The organism is Sinisalibacter aestuarii, assembly GCF_027923545.1.
GTDB lineage: Bacteria > Pseudomonadota > Alphaproteobacteria > Rhodobacterales > Rhodobacteraceae > Sinisalibacter > Sinisalibacter aestuarii.
In genome coordinates this window covers 77,647-91,344 of record NZ_BROH01000017.1, presented here as the reverse complement: position 1 = coordinate 91,344, position 13,698 = coordinate 77,647, and the positions used below count along the sequence as shown (strand labels likewise).

The window sequence follows — 13,698 nt, the reverse complement described above, 5'->3', positions numbered from 1 at the left end:
CTTAATTGTGAGATGCGGCTGTCATGGGGCCTTGTGGCGTAACGCGACCAATGCCTACATCTTGTCTTGCAAACGCGCTGGTCGCTTGGGGGCATCTTTTCTGCCAATGTCCGACAAGACCTTTTCGGACGCTTTGAACTCGCTGCCGCTCAACAAACCGGAAATGGTCAAACGCTTGGCTGTGGCTACGGGTGAGCACCATGCTTTGCGCCTTACCGCTGGACAGGTTCCAGATCCTTCTGCGCTCTTGGCGGATATCCAGACTCTCGTGGAACTGCCGTCTTCAGATACGCCGGACACCAGTAAGGGCAATGCGTCGACAGCTGTCATGGTCACGTTTTTCTTGAGACTCTTTCGTAATGGCCATCCATTTTCGATATTTGGTAAGGTTATTCATGGGATATCCACATGGGATTGGCATGCGCTTTCGAGGAACTTCGCCGCGCAATTGAGCAAATCGGACCGTTCTGCGTTTTCCCCAAGCTGATCAATCGCTCTCCGTGCCGCCTGAAGATATTCCTGTCGTGGAACATGGGCCGTACCTGCGCAGTACTTCCTCGATTGGTTCTTGGGGCCATCGCCCTCTCGAGACCTCTGCCTTGGTAAGCTTTCAGCAAGTCGTGCAAGGCGATCCACCAGTTTCCGCTTGTGCGGGAAGGCAATCCGAAGCTTGGTCTCGCCAACCCTGTCGCTTTTCATCGTCAACGCGGCTGCGAGCAAAGGTCGGGTCATTCCGAGATTGATGGCGGCGAGGGCTTTGAAGCGATCTATTCGGTTCTGGGAAAAGAGCGCACCGAGACGGAGTTCTGGCGCAAGCACAGCAGCGACTTGCAGCGTCAAATCCATCCGGCGACTAGCATGGACGTTCCCATGTCGGTAGACAGTCCTTAGACGCACTGCCCCTTCTTGTGCACGGTGGCGGAGCCGGCTGGGCAGTTGCGCAAGCCCCTCGCTATTGCCATGCAATGGCACCAACTCAGACCTGCAGACTTCGCATCGCACCGACCATGCGAAGCGCCAATGGCGCAGCGATATCCCAGGCTGTTTGCGTGCACATGCCGGGCAGTTCTGAAAATCCGACCACGTAATGCACTCGATCGGGAAATCAGCCCGTCTCTGGATCAACATGCTGTCGAGCTCCTCGGGCGGGAGACGTATCGTTGCACAGAACCCGCCGATGTCTACGCCAGCCAAATCTGATTGCGTTTCCGGCGGACGTTCTTGTGCAAGGCCCAGATATCGGCAGAGCTCTGGGACCGAACAATAGTTGGCCTCTGCCAGGCGGGCGATCCAGTTGGACAGCAGTTCGTCCTGAAAAGGTGCCGGACGCCTTGGCAGAGGTTTGCGGGTCACTAAAATGCCGGTTGTGGTTGGTTCCGAACGGTCCAGCTGTGCTTGGCCCAGATTGGCTGCCAGGATTGGACAGCCTCGTCAGTGATTCGCTCTTCGCCGGTTTCAATAGCGTCGATGGCAAGTGCCTTGATCATCGTGAACACACGCGATGTGACGCCGCCGGTAATGCCGAGAATGGTACGTAGAGACTGAACGCTCAGACCAGATCCGCGCTCCAACCGCATTGCCGCGATCAGAGTCTGTACCAACCGGGAAAACTCAACATCGTCATCCCAGAGTGGCAGAAAATGTTCGTCCAGCCGTCGCGCAAGTTGCTCGTCACCGCGAACGGCCTCAGCAGCTTCGTTGACACCAAAAACGACGAGCGATGCGCACAGATCGTTGGAAAGGAAACGCAGCATGTTCAGGAACCGGCGTTGTTCCCGATAGCTTCCCGCCAGGAGATTGTGGACCTCGTCGATCATGATCATCTTAAGGTCCATTCCGCGCAAATGGCTGAGAGCCCGCACCTCCAGTTCAGAGATGGTGTGACGGCCCCACATCGGCGCACCGATCGACGCGAGAATATGTTGATAGAACCGTCGCTCGTCCGGTGCGGGTGGCGCCTGCAGGAGCAGGATCGGCGTGCGCGTCACCCCGATGTCCGAGCGATAATTGCTCGGGTAGAGGCTCTCCATCCGCTTGGCGATCATGGTCTTGCCGATGCCGGAGCTGCCATAAACCATGAGGCCGGGCATTCTGGACTGCCGAGGCATTTCCATCAGGGATATCAATCTGTTGAGAACAATGGTTGCGCGATCAAAGGCGATCCAGCGATCGCTGCGAATGAGATCAAGTCTTTCGTCGAGGTCCATCAAAATCATCTATCGGGTAAGTTGGGAGGTTGGGGTTACTGGTATCAATTGCAAACATCTCGCGGGACGGATCCCGCTTCGGCTTGTTGTTTGGCAGGCGTGGCTTGCGTTCGTCGTCCAGGCGCGTCGCAAGTGTTCGCTGCCGCGCCGCATGGGCGATACGCCGCTGTTCTTCGATGATCGCGAACAGAATTGCCTCTGATATCCTCCCGCCGTGGCGATCATGAAAAATTGCACTGGCGCGCCGCGACTCCCAAAGGGAAACTTTGGGGCGCGAAAGATCCTTGTAGCGCGCCGCAACTGTCCGACCATCGTCGGTGACCACCCAAATCCGGGACATATCTCTAGGGTCGTACTTGACCGTAACCTTCCCTGCCCCGCGACCGATCATGGGTGCGAAGGCGTCACTCCAATAACCGATGGAAAACAGGTTGATCCCGGTCCTGCCAAGTTGGCGGCGTTCGGAAGGAAGGAAACTGATCCGGAAGGCATCTGTATCCACGACCTGCCGGCCGGCATCGTCGCCCCCAAGATCGGCCCAGGCGGCCAGCGGGGTCCGCTTCAATCCGCTGTGGCGTGTGTTATGATACCGACAAATCTCCAGCTGCAGCCAGTCCTCGAACTCGTCCAGCGTCATTGAGGCCCTGGCAGCGCTGTCGTACTCGCCCTTGTCTTTTGGCGAGGATTGCGTCGTTCCGGGTAGTACATGCACGGCACCCATGGTCGTCCCGATCAGGCGCTCAATATGTCCCCCAAAATGAACCCGGCCCGGCGGCCGGTATTTGATTGCGATCCCCCACTCCGCGCAGGCCGATCGGAAGGCATCGCTGCGAAAGTCCCGTCCGTTATCGACATGGATGGCCTGTGGAATCCCGGCTGTCGGCCAATAGAGTTGCTCAAGCGAACTCGGTGTCCGGATGGACTTCGGCCGCACGCAGTGATCAAGGCAAAGGCAAATGGACAAGACGGATGGCGCGTCGAAAGTGACATAGGCACCCAGGACCACACGTGTCGCGACGTCGATCGCGAGTGTCAGCCATGGCCGTGCCAGAGGATTGCGTTCAACCTGGTCAACGAGAATAATATCCGCCAACGTGTGATCGATTTGGACGACTTCCATTGGCCGTTCCACCTCAAACCTCCCTGCCCTCGCTTCGAAAACCTGTTTGGCGGCCTTCGCCCCTTTCCGCTTCCGCAACACCTCGCGCTGATCCATGGCATCAAGGCGAGCCTTGATCGTTTGCCGTGCCGGCGGTTGAAAACCTTTGGCAACGCACTCGGCACGGATCTCGCCCACAATCCTGCGAAAGCTCGGGCGTTCCGGAACCAGGTATCGTTCACGCAAGACCCGGGCGATCATGCTTTCAACTTGCGCTGGCAGTCGGAGGGAGCCAGGCTTGGGGCCGCTGCGTTTGGGAAGGAGTGAACTCGCCCGCCCATCGTTCTCGCGCAGCATGCTCAAAATGCGCCAAGCTGTACTGCGCGATATGTTCAACTCGGCGGCCGCCGCCTCCACCGCCCGCCCGATACTCTGGCCCTGAGCAAGCGGTGACAACAGCGGTCTTAACACCTCTGCCCTTTCTAGCGCTTTGCCACTTGCTTCTTCGGTCAAAATCTAAAGTTATCCACAATGAAACCCGTCTCACGGTTAAAGTTACCGTCTCATAAATAACTTTACCATCCCAAAGTTAACCTGACCAAACCGCGTTTGAAAACAAACAAGAAAATCAATCGTCAGTCTCACGAATTACGTGACCATGACACCTACGACCGGCGCAAATTTCTGGCGGGCCGCCTTTGCGCCTTCGCGTGCCTTGGCAATTTCGCGGGCATCCATTGCATCCAGCCTGCGCTGAACCGTCCGACGTGTCGGCGGTTGCAAGCCCTGCTGCCAGCACGCGCTTCGGATTTCTGTCACGATGCGCGACAGGCTTGGACGTTCCCGCCGTAAGAAATAACGGCGAAGATGTTCTTCGATCACCGCTTCCACCTTGCCGGATATCAAGGTTGTACCAGTCGGGCGGCCCCGTTTCCGAGAAGCCAGCGCGCTGGTGCGCCCACCCTCTTCGGCCAGACGCTTTATCCAGCGCCAGACAGTCGCCCTGCTGACACCAAGCTCCCAAACGGCGTCATTGATGCCACTTTCCAGACTGCCAGTTCCTTTGAGATATGCCTGAACAAGCGGACGTAGAACGGCCGCCCTGCGCACCTCCTCAGCACCAGCGGCAACGGAGTCTTCGCGATCATCATCCATCAATATTTGCCACACGAAGCTGCGAACCCTGTCTCAGGTTTAAGGGCAAAAATATCGGAATTAAAGACAAAATCTCATATTTAAGGGCAAAGGGTGTCCGTTGATTTCGTTGGATTTCTCATCTCACAATTAAGGGCTACGCGACACCAATCGACCCAATCAGTCAGATCGCGAACCCGCGAAATCGACCAGAACTTGCCTTTGGCCGAACAGCCACGAGAGGCGGGAACACCGTCGAGGAAACCGGTTGCGAACACGTTGTTTGTGATTTTCCGCGCAGAACTGACCCGGGGGGGATGCGGACAAAAACTTGGACTGTTTTCACATGGGGTCAGTTCTAAGCGGCAATCAACAGGATGCCCAAGCCTTGCAGCCAAGTGCGCGGTATTCGAAAGAGCCGTAATGGAAGGCAGAATTTCGCGATCGACGAGCGACGGCTATGTGAGCAAAGGCCTTCTTAAAGCGATGTATGCTGGCCACCGATTTCTCCCTAAAATCAAAGCAGATCGGCGAACTGCTCAAGATCCGCTACAGTGGCGACCAAACCCTGTTGGGTCAGGATTGATAGATACTCGTCAACGGTCTTGGGCGGGTTCTTGAGGCGCGCCCGAACTTTGCGCAGCGCTGAGCAGACCAAACCGGGCGCGAGAGAAAGCTGGTTCCGGAAAAAGTCATCGGGGTGCTGGGTCTCGATGCCAAAGGGCGCAAGTGCCTCCGGCGGGAAGTCTTTCAAATTCTGGGTCACGATGGCGTCGCACCGTCCAACGATTGCGGCCGCCAGAACGTGCCGATCATCTGCGTCCGGCAACGTGAGGGCCGGCACCAATGCTTCATAGCCGGTGACCAGGCAGTCGCGTGTCGCCCTGTCCATCAAGTTGCGGGTTCGTTCCAGGGCCGCGCGGTCCCGATGAGGTTCATTGCGCAGAAGCGCGTCGATCCATTCCCGGTGGATGTCAGCCGTCCACTTCGCCTTGAAAAGATCCGTGACCGCCAATTGCATCAGCGCGTCCCGCATGGGCGCAGGGTAGAGGACATTCGCGTCGAAAAGGACCGTGTACTGGCTCATTTCGAGCCATAGCCCATGTCCTGGTCCTGTGCGTCGGCGGCCAGTTGATCAAGGACGGCTTCGCGCTCGTTGTCGATGGCTGCCTTGTACGACATGACGTCCTCCATTCGGACGCGGCGATGCTTGCCGACCTTCCGATGCGGGATACTGCCATCCTCGAGCAGTTTGATCAGGAACGGCCGCGAGACATTCAACACCTCTGCCGCCTGGACAGTCGAGAGTTCGGCGTTCTCAGGAATGATGGTGACGCCGCGCCCGGCTGCCATCGCCTCGAGGACTTCCATGAGTAGCGCAACAGCGCCCGCAGGAAGTTCGATTGGTTCCATCTGCTCCGCGTCTGTAACGCGAAGCTTCAAGGGTCCTCGGGTCGCCGCAAAGCGCGACAGGGCCTGTCCGGAGACGCGCGCGATTGCCGCGTCCTGCGGAGTCGGTGGAAGATGCCGGTGTGCCAACATGTTCATGGTGATCTCCTCTCCGTTTTGTACAGTCTACCACCATATATGAAATAAGTGCAACAAAAGCATTAAGTGTCGGTTATTTTCTGCGCGCCCTGCCGCGCGCTCGCGGTCATCTCTACTGCCAACTGGGCCGGTAACACCCGCGCTAACCTTCAGTTCGCAGCACGCCACATCCTGAAGCGGCCCTGTCCTGTCACCTCGCGGATCAGGCCGCGCGCTTCCAGCCATGCAAGGTTGCGCTGGACAGCGGCGCGGCTGGCGTCAGTCAAGGCCTCAGCCATCGGTGCAGAGACGAACGGCCATTCGGTCAGCACCGCGCACAAGGCCGGGGGCGTCCTGCCCGAGAGCGATGCCATCTCGGCCACTGCCCGCGCCGACCATGCCTCGATATCGTCAAGCTGCCGCATCGCGGTAAGGCATGCCGTCTCCATCCCCTCGAGCCAGCGCGCAAGACGGGCGTCGGGTGGGCCACCGGCGCGAAGACCCCCTGCCCCGCCCATGGCTAGAGGCGCAAAGACTGTGCCTCTCCCCTCGCTGGCAGCGATCCGCGCAGCTGTGACAGCCGCTTCCATCCGGTCGCCGTGCTGCCCGAGCCCCGCTAGGCCCCATAGGTGAAAGCCCATAGCGGCGCGGGTGATCGGGTGCAGGTCATCGGCGTGCCCCATCAGATCCAGCCAACCGCTCGCGCGATCCACGAACGGCTCGGTCTCATCACCTAAGTTTTCGGGGTCACGACGGTCGAGAAAGGCGGACAGGTCCTGCTCCGGCCCCGGTCCACCCGTCAGCCGCCGCACGGCCCAACCGACACGCGCGAGCGCCGCGGTGTCGTCCTGCACGCCGGACAAGCGCATGGATATCCAAAGCGCCAGCCGATCAGGGCCGATGCGGTCACCCGCGAACCAGCTAAGGTCGGCAGCCTCGATCAGGGCAAGTCTGTGCCGCCATCCTTCCGGACCCCGCTTTAGCCGGTCATCCAGTGCACAGAGGCGACCGGCCACACGAGCAAGACGCGCGGCATGGCCCGCTTCTGCTTTCCGCCAATCCTCGAGGACTTCGGCTTCACACGGTTCGGCCCGTGGACCGGGCGGCAAATAGTCTGGCTCCTCTTCCATTGGACCGGGCAGGAACCAAAGATCGTCCTCGGACGACTGTTCAAGCTCCTCACCCTCGAGGATGAGAGTATCATAATCATCATGAAAGACAGGCGGTTGAGGCTTCATATGCGCAAAATATCTAAGTTTTGCACTTTACTCAAAGGTTTTGTCGGGGTGTCTTCACGCACCTTATATAGCACGCACAGGCGATGGTCGGCGAGGGCACTCTGATCGCGCTGACCGCACAGAAACTAAGGGCTTTCTGTTGAGCAAGGCCACAGAGTGCACCCTTGCATCCGTTTACAAACGGTCGTTTAGTAGCGATACCTTAAATTGCAAACAGGCCGGTTTCATGCCCTTGATAGGCTACGCCCGTGTTTCCACAGAGGATCAAACCCCCCTGCCCCAGTCTGAGGCCCTGCAAACTGCGGGTTGCGTCGAGATCTTCGAAGAGCACGCTTCGGGCGGCAATCGCGCGCGACCGGTGCTGGCGCGCGTGATCGAACGCGTCCAGAGCGGCGATACGCTGGTCGTCGTGCGGATCGACCGGCTTGCGCGGTCTCTGTCGCACTTACTCGAGGTGATCGAGCGTCTGGAGGCCAAGGGAGCTTTCTTCCGCTCGCTGCAGGACCCCATCGACACCGCCTCCCCTCAAGGAAAATTCACATTGCAGGTTCTGGGCGCCGCGGCGGAGTTCGAACGCGCGCTGATACGTGAGCGCACGAAGGCCGGGCTTGTCTCTGCGCGCGCCAAGGGCCGCGTTGGTGGCAATCCTGGGCTTCGCACCAAAGACCCCGCCGCGCTGCGCAAGGTGTGGCTGGCACGACAGGACGGCTACATGGAGCGCCTGATCGAAACCGCGCAGGATTGGGTGCCCCACGTGCGACGCCTGCGGCCGGATATGGCCTGGGAAGATGTTTTGCGAATCATTAATGGCCCCCTGCCCCACGACCGGCACTGGACCCAAAGCCGCCTACTCCGTGCTGTGAAAGCCTATGTCCGCGACGGGTTTCTACCAGATGCTGTGCTTGGCCGCGCCGGACGCCGCGAAACCGATGACCGCCTGCCGGCTATTGTGGCTGCCATCAAAGGCTCGGACCCCGAAATAACACTTCAGGCGATCTGCGACCGGCTGGAATCGATGCGTGAGCGCACCCCTCGAGGGCGCACCAGCTGGCAGCCGTCTTCGGTCAAAATGCTGCTTGAGCGTGCGGAAAAGTTGGGGCTCCTCTGAACACGACACTTGTGTTGGCCTAACAGATTGCCACTAAATCTAGAAAGTGCTTGCACGAATCTGGCTGCTCGGGCAATAGTCTCGAAAAATAACGCGCGGTCACATAAAAAACGCGCCCACGGATCGGGGCAGACATGAGCGAAGCAGAACAGGATCTAGATATCGCCATCGGGCACTACGCGGAACTTCTCGCGTCGAACCTGCATGCTCAGCGCGCTGCACACTTCCCACCAGATGCAAAGAAGGAGATGCGCACTTTGACCAGCGGCGAAGCTGCTGAGCTCCTTGGCGTCGACCATACCTATCTTCGGAAGCTTCATCGAGAAGGAAAGATCGTTGACGTCGAGACGACGGCTGGAAGTCATCGCCGCTATACGCTCGACGATATCTGGGAAATCCGACAGACGCTTGAAGGAAACGCAAAAAAGTCTGGAACTTACGTGCCTGGACGTCGCGACGGTGACGAGCTTCAAGTCATTTCAGTGGTGAACTTCAAGGGCGGCTCGGGCAAAACGACGACGTCTGCTCACCTCGCTCAGCGCTTGGCGCTCAAGGGGTACAGGGTTCTTGCGATCGATCTCGACCCCCAAGCATCTCTTTCGGCTCTTCACGGAATCCAGCCAGAACTCGACCTCATGGAGGGCGGAACCCTCTATGATGCCGTTCGCTATGACGATCCGGTTCCGATCGCCGAAGTGATCCGGAAGACCTACATCCGCGGCCTTGATCTTATCCCGGGCAACCTTGAACTCATGGAGTTCGAGCACGAGACGCCTGCTGCGATCCAGCGAGGCGGAGCGAAGGCGTTCTTCGCGAGAGTTCATGACTCACTCGATAGTGTTGAAGCGAACTACGACGTTGTTGTGATCGACTGTCCGCCGCAACTTGGTTTCTTGACAATGTCAGCACTTTCCGCGTCCTCGGGTGTGCTCGTGACGGTTCACCCGCAGATGCTTGACCTTATGTCGATGTCCCAATTCCTGCGAATGACTGCGGATCTCCTTGGAGTAATCAGGGATGCAGGCGCAAATCTGCGCTTCGATTGGCTTCGCTTCTTGCCAACGCGATACAAAGTCGGCGACGCGCCACAGACCGAAGTCATCGCCTTCATTCGCGGGCTCTTTGGGAGGTCGGTCCTGACCAATCACATGGTTGAGTCGACCGCAATTTCTGATGCCGGCTTGACCAAGCAAACGCTCTACGAAGCTGACAAGAAGGACTTCACGCGTCAGACGTTTGATCGTGCGATCGAATCTATGAACGCAGTGAACGATGAGATCGCTGAAATCATCCAGAACACATGGGGGCGGAATGGCAAGAAAGCCTAAACTTGGCCTGCCGCTGCAGACCCTTCGCAACGCTCCTGACGCTCTTGAAGGGCGCCGACTGCGTGGCGGTGTTTTTGAGATCGATCCAGCACAGATTGTTACCGAAGGACGGTTGGATGACAGGCTTCAGATTGAAGTTGAGGGCCTGAAGAACTCTATTTCCAAGAACGGTCAGCGTGTGCCTGTCTTGGTCCGCCCACTGGAAGGCGATCGCTACAACCTGATCTATGGCCGCAGACGCTTGGAAGCATGTCGCGAACTCGGTATCAAAGTTCGAGCCATCGTCACAGAGGTTGAAGGTGATCAAGCGCTTCGAGATCAGCTTCTCGAGAACCAAGAGCGTCGTGATCTGAGCTTTATTGAACGTGCGCTTGTAGCGACGGCGCTTCTAGACGGCGACCATTTGGAAGGGGCTGAGCGCACCAATCGTGGTGTCGCCGAAGTCCTTAACCTCCACGAAGCTGGGGTTTCACAGCTCTTGAGTGTCGTTCGGACGGTCGGCGAGGATCTCATCCAGGCAATTGGTGCAGCTCCTGGGATTGGTCGCCCGAGATGGGAAGAGCTCAAAAAGGCTTTGGGTGCCTACGACGGTGATCGGGACCAGCTGCTAGCCATAGCTCACGCAGCCAAGTCCGAAAGTTCCGGCTCGGTCGATGAGGTTTCTGAGCGTGCGTTTCTCGCAGTTCTGGCAGCTGCGAAGAGCGCAGAGAAGAAAGCAAGCCCGTCTAGAAAGGGTGTGCCTGCTTTGGCCATCCCCGGTGTTGGAGCTGCGACGGTCAAGACCGGCCGCCAAGGCAAGCAGCTCAAACTTGATCTGACTACGGATGAACCTGATTTTATCAGCTGGTTGGAGGGCAACGCCCCAAAGCTGATTACCGAGCTTCATGAGCGCTGGAAGCGTTCAGGAGACTGAGGAAGAGCAACCAACAAGAAGGAGGCACGATACAGGCAAAAAGAAAAAGGCCCCGAGAAGCTAGCTTCACGAGACCTTTGTAAGGTTTCGCACCGGGATCAGCCCGCTACAAAATCTCAGTTTTCGCACTTCTGAATGTAGCGTTCTGGCCCCTACCCCGCAAGCGCAAAGCGATTCGCGGGCCCTAGAATTTTTGTCTTCGTGGACATTTTCATGGAGTACACACCAATCTCGCCGTTTATGCGGCCGATTTCGCACGCCCATTTGCGCGTCATTGAGCGACCCGAGGCATCTGTTCCAGCCAGACCGGTTAACAAGTGGGAACTCCTGCGCGAGCTCTCCAAGGCGCAAGCGGCCTTTGGGGTCTCGGAACGTGATCTGACGGTTTTGCAGGGGCTCCTCAGCTTCTTTCCGGACGATGCGCTTGGCGGGAACGCCGAGATGGTCGTCTTCCCCTCGAACAAGGCGATCTGTGAGCGCCTGAATGGTATGCCCTGCTCCACGATGCGTCGTCACCTCGCGCGACTTGTCGAGGCTGGCTTGCTCCAGCGGCGCGATAGCCCCAATGGGAAGCGCTACGTCCGTAAGCACGGCGAAGACCGCGTTGCCTTTGGCTTCGATCTTTCCCCGCTCTACTGTCAGTCCGAGGAGATAGCACGGGCCGCAGAGGCCGTACGTGAGGCTGAGGAGCGCGTCAGGCGCCTGAGAGAGGTCGTAAGCCTCATGCGCCGCGATCTCGCGGCCCTCGCCGAGTTCGGAGACGAGATGCAGCCAGGCCTAGGCTTCTGGGATCAGCTTCGCGACAGGGCTGCCCTCACGGCCCGCGCGCTTCGCCGCAAGCTTTCAGTTGAGGACCTCGCGGCCTATCGAGCCGACCTTGAAGCGCTCCTTGACCAGGCACGCAACATCATTGATGGCCCTGAAACAGAAGAAATGAACACCAATGATGCCCAATCTGAGCGTCACCATCATAATTCAAATAAAGAATCTATAGATCTTGAACCTGCTTTAGAAAAAAGCGGGGCGGCGGCGGGTGTGCCAGATGTGGATACGAATGAGCCGGTGGCTGACGTTGATGAACAGGACACAAGACACCTGCCAAAGATCCCGCTGCACCTAGTGATCGCGGCATGTCCCTCGCTCAAGACCTTCTACCAAGGTGAGATCCGGCATTGGCATCAGCTTTTCGATGCGGCGTGCCATGTGCGGCCAGCCATGGGCATCAGTGCGTCTGCATGGGAAGAAGCACAGCGTTTCATGGGTCCGGAGCAAGCGTCGATCGTCGTTGCTGCCATGCTGGAACGCTTCGCCGACATAAGATCGCCTGGTGGATACTTGCGAGCTCTGACTGCCAAAGCTGCGGCAGGCGAGTTTTCCTGTGGCCCAATGGTCATGGCATTGATTGGCCGGCGGAACGCGGCTTAACAGCTGTTAAACTCCGATCTCGTGCTGCTGGCATGGCATAACTTAACAGCTGTTAAGTAGGCTCTCGGCACACAAACGGTGTTCGAGAGAGAAAAGTTAGGGGGTTGAGGTGTGGCGGTATTTGAGATCGTGAAAATGGCTTTCGCCTTCGTCGCGGCGAAGATCTGATGACGAGGGCATCCCGATAATCATGGTAAAACCTCAGCTGGTGACCATCGCTGCTAGTAGCGCAAAGGCGGCTAGCGAAGAACATACAGAGCGTTGCGCTGTAGCCAACCTAGCAGTTGCGCGCCTCCGCGGCCCCTGCCCTTTTCGATGTCTGAGATCTGATGATGAATACCCTCAACAATTGGCTCAACGCTATCCGGCGCCTGCTGACGGCGATTTGGGTCCTGGCCTTGGATATTCCCTTGGCCTTCATCGGTGCTAATGCCTGAGAGGTAGGTTGTGGATGTCTGTTGCATGATGTCGTGGCTACGGGCCGTAGCGCACAAGGAGCAGACGATCGATGGTTGCCAAAACCGTTTGACCAAGGGCTCGATCCTCGAATTCCCGCGCGCGGGGAGCCGGTAACTTCTCAGTCACTTCGATAATGGCGACATGGCCAGCGAGGCAATCGGTTTCTCAAGCGCAGCAGCTGGTTGTCAGCGGTCCCGCGTTCCACTGATTTGGTCGTAGTGGAGGGCGACGACATCGAAGAACAGCGGGTGCAACTTAATCTCTTGACTTCATGACACCCGAACTCTTCAAAAGAGTGCTTTGATGTTGGCTGCGGAATGATCTGATCCATCCGGTGGATGAAAGCGATTAAATAACAATGGGTTATTGTGTTTTAGTGTTCGCGATGAGAAATTATGCCCATAACAGCCATCATCGACATGGTTTCCCTTTCCAGGGTGCCGATCCGCTACATCGGCGGGAAGCCAAAGCATCAGCACGCTTTATGAAGAAGTTGGCAGTTGCGGGCCGATTGAACGGTTTGGGCTATCTCGTGAAGAAGGAGCCGCCACAGGTCTAGCCGATGGGCCCTGTGGAAGTTCTGATCCCGTCGTACCAGTACAGTTCGGTGGCGGTTGGGTGTTTCATGGGTTTGGTCCACGAAAAGTGAAAGTGTCCTTCGGGTTTTGTGACTAACGGATGAGGGCCTTTGGGGTCCCTCAGATGGGTCCGGGCCGGATTCCGGTCTGCCGTTCCTGATGAAGGGCATTCCCATGCAAACAGGTGTCTTGCGCGTGTTGTGCGCAACCGCTGCCTCCTGGTGGCGACACAGAGAGCTGCGCCGAACCGGCGAGAAGGAGCTGGCACGGCAGCTCGAGCGGACGGCCGTTCTCCGCGATCTCGACTATCTCAAGCAGGCCGCGTCATTGCCAAATGCGCATGTGATCTGCGGAGACGGTGGGACATTCCTCCATCTCGGTTGGACCACCGTCTCGAGTTTCGCGCCGATCGAGCGCTTTCCCTTGGCCGCCCTAGCGGTCGCACGAGGAACCCCGTTCATCGATATCCGACCCATCAGTGACGTCATCGCTTTCGCGACCCTGCCGCGGGTGACGCGGGACGGATCGGTCGAGCCTGAACCCTGGGGTCCTGGCAAGTCCGTCTCGCTGACCACCTACATCGACATGGTCGAAGCCCTCGGTGCCAGGATCGCCAACGATCCGCGCCCCTGTCGGTCAACCTAGTCACCACTCCCTCTCACCAAAACTCGAAAAGGAGGCC

The 13,698-nt window shown here is 58.0% G+C and carries 13 protein-coding genes; 6 read left to right on the top strand and 7 right to left on the bottom strand.

Features of this window, described 5'->3' with window-relative positions:
* The coding region (locus QMG28_RS19980) for a hypothetical protein (protein ID WP_281843983.1) at positions 1-487 on the top strand (487 nt) is incomplete at its 5' end.
* Here the strand turns inward: QMG28_RS19980 and QMG28_RS21015 are convergent.
* From QMG28_RS21015 to QMG28_RS19950, 7 genes are all read right to left on the bottom strand, one after another.
* Positions 394-1,353, bottom strand: a complete 960-nt coding sequence (locus QMG28_RS21015) for a TniQ family protein (RefSeq protein WP_353545368.1) — start codon at positions 1,351-1,353, stop codon at positions 394-396. The genes QMG28_RS19980 and QMG28_RS21015 overlap by 94 nt on opposite strands.
* Entirely contained in the window at positions 1,353-2,207 is an 855-nt protein-coding gene (locus tag QMG28_RS19975) for a TniB family NTP-binding protein (RefSeq protein WP_281843982.1), read from the bottom strand. Before QMG28_RS19975 ends, QMG28_RS21015 begins: the two co-directional genes overlap by 1 nt.
* Positions 2,185-3,819: a TnsB C-terminal domain-containing protein gene (locus QMG28_RS19970; protein ID WP_281843981.1), complete on the bottom strand. Its 1,635-nt coding sequence runs from the start codon at positions 3,817-3,819 to the stop codon at positions 2,185-2,187. The genes QMG28_RS19975 and QMG28_RS19970 overlap by 23 nt, the downstream gene beginning before the upstream one ends.
* Positions 3,820-3,954: 135 nt before the next feature.
* Positions 3,955-4,461: a DNA-binding domain-containing protein gene (locus QMG28_RS19965; protein WP_281843980.1), complete on the bottom strand. Its 507-nt coding sequence runs from the start codon at positions 4,459-4,461 to the stop codon at positions 3,955-3,957.
* 496 nt (positions 4,462-4,957) lie between these two features.
* Positions 4,958-5,527 carry a PIN domain-containing protein gene (locus QMG28_RS19960; RefSeq protein WP_281843979.1) on the bottom strand — a complete coding sequence of 190 codons (570 nt, stop codon included), beginning with the start codon at positions 5,525-5,527 and terminating at the stop codon, positions 4,958-4,960.
* The gene (locus QMG28_RS19955; RefSeq protein WP_219519669.1) at positions 5,524-5,988 is read right to left on the bottom strand and encodes a helix-turn-helix domain-containing protein; all 465 of its coding nucleotides are present in this window, start codon (positions 5,986-5,988) and stop codon (positions 5,524-5,526) included. Before QMG28_RS19955 ends, QMG28_RS19960 begins: the two co-directional genes overlap by 4 nt.
* A gap of 149 nt (positions 5,989-6,137) precedes the next feature.
* Entirely contained in the window at positions 6,138-7,205 is a 1,068-nt protein-coding gene (locus tag QMG28_RS19950) for a hypothetical protein (protein ID WP_281843978.1), read from the bottom strand.
* A 226-nt stretch (positions 7,206-7,431) separates the two neighbouring features.
* Here QMG28_RS19950 and QMG28_RS19945 point away from each other — a divergent pair, with 226 nt between their 5' ends.
* The 5 genes from QMG28_RS19945 (at position 7,432) to QMG28_RS19925 (ending at position 13,661) form a co-directional block, all read left to right on the top strand.
* On the top strand, positions 7,432-8,313 hold the full coding sequence (locus tag QMG28_RS19945; RefSeq protein WP_281843987.1) for a recombinase family protein: 882 nt from the start codon (positions 7,432-7,434) through the stop codon (positions 8,311-8,313).
* Positions 8,314-8,447: 134 nt separating this feature from the next.
* Entirely contained in the window at positions 8,448-9,641 is a 1,194-nt protein-coding gene (repA, locus tag QMG28_RS19940; RefSeq protein WP_281843977.1) for a plasmid partitioning protein RepA, read from the top strand.
* Positions 9,625-10,554 carry a plasmid partitioning protein RepB gene (gene repB / locus QMG28_RS19935; RefSeq protein ID WP_058243483.1) on the top strand — a complete coding sequence of 310 codons (930 nt, stop codon included), beginning with the start codon at positions 9,625-9,627 and terminating at the stop codon, positions 10,552-10,554. The genes repA and repB overlap by 17 nt, the downstream gene beginning before the upstream one ends.
* Positions 10,555-10,767: 213 nt before the next feature.
* Positions 10,768-11,979, top strand: coding sequence for a plasmid replication protein RepC (repC, locus tag QMG28_RS19930; protein ID WP_089963197.1), 1,212 nt, complete (start codon positions 10,768-10,770; stop codon positions 11,977-11,979).
* Between the two features lie 1,196 nt (positions 11,980-13,175).
* Entirely contained in the window at positions 13,176-13,661 is a 486-nt protein-coding gene (locus tag QMG28_RS19925; RefSeq protein WP_281843976.1) for a hypothetical protein, read from the top strand.
* The last annotated feature ends 37 nt before the right edge of the window (positions 13,662-13,698 follow it).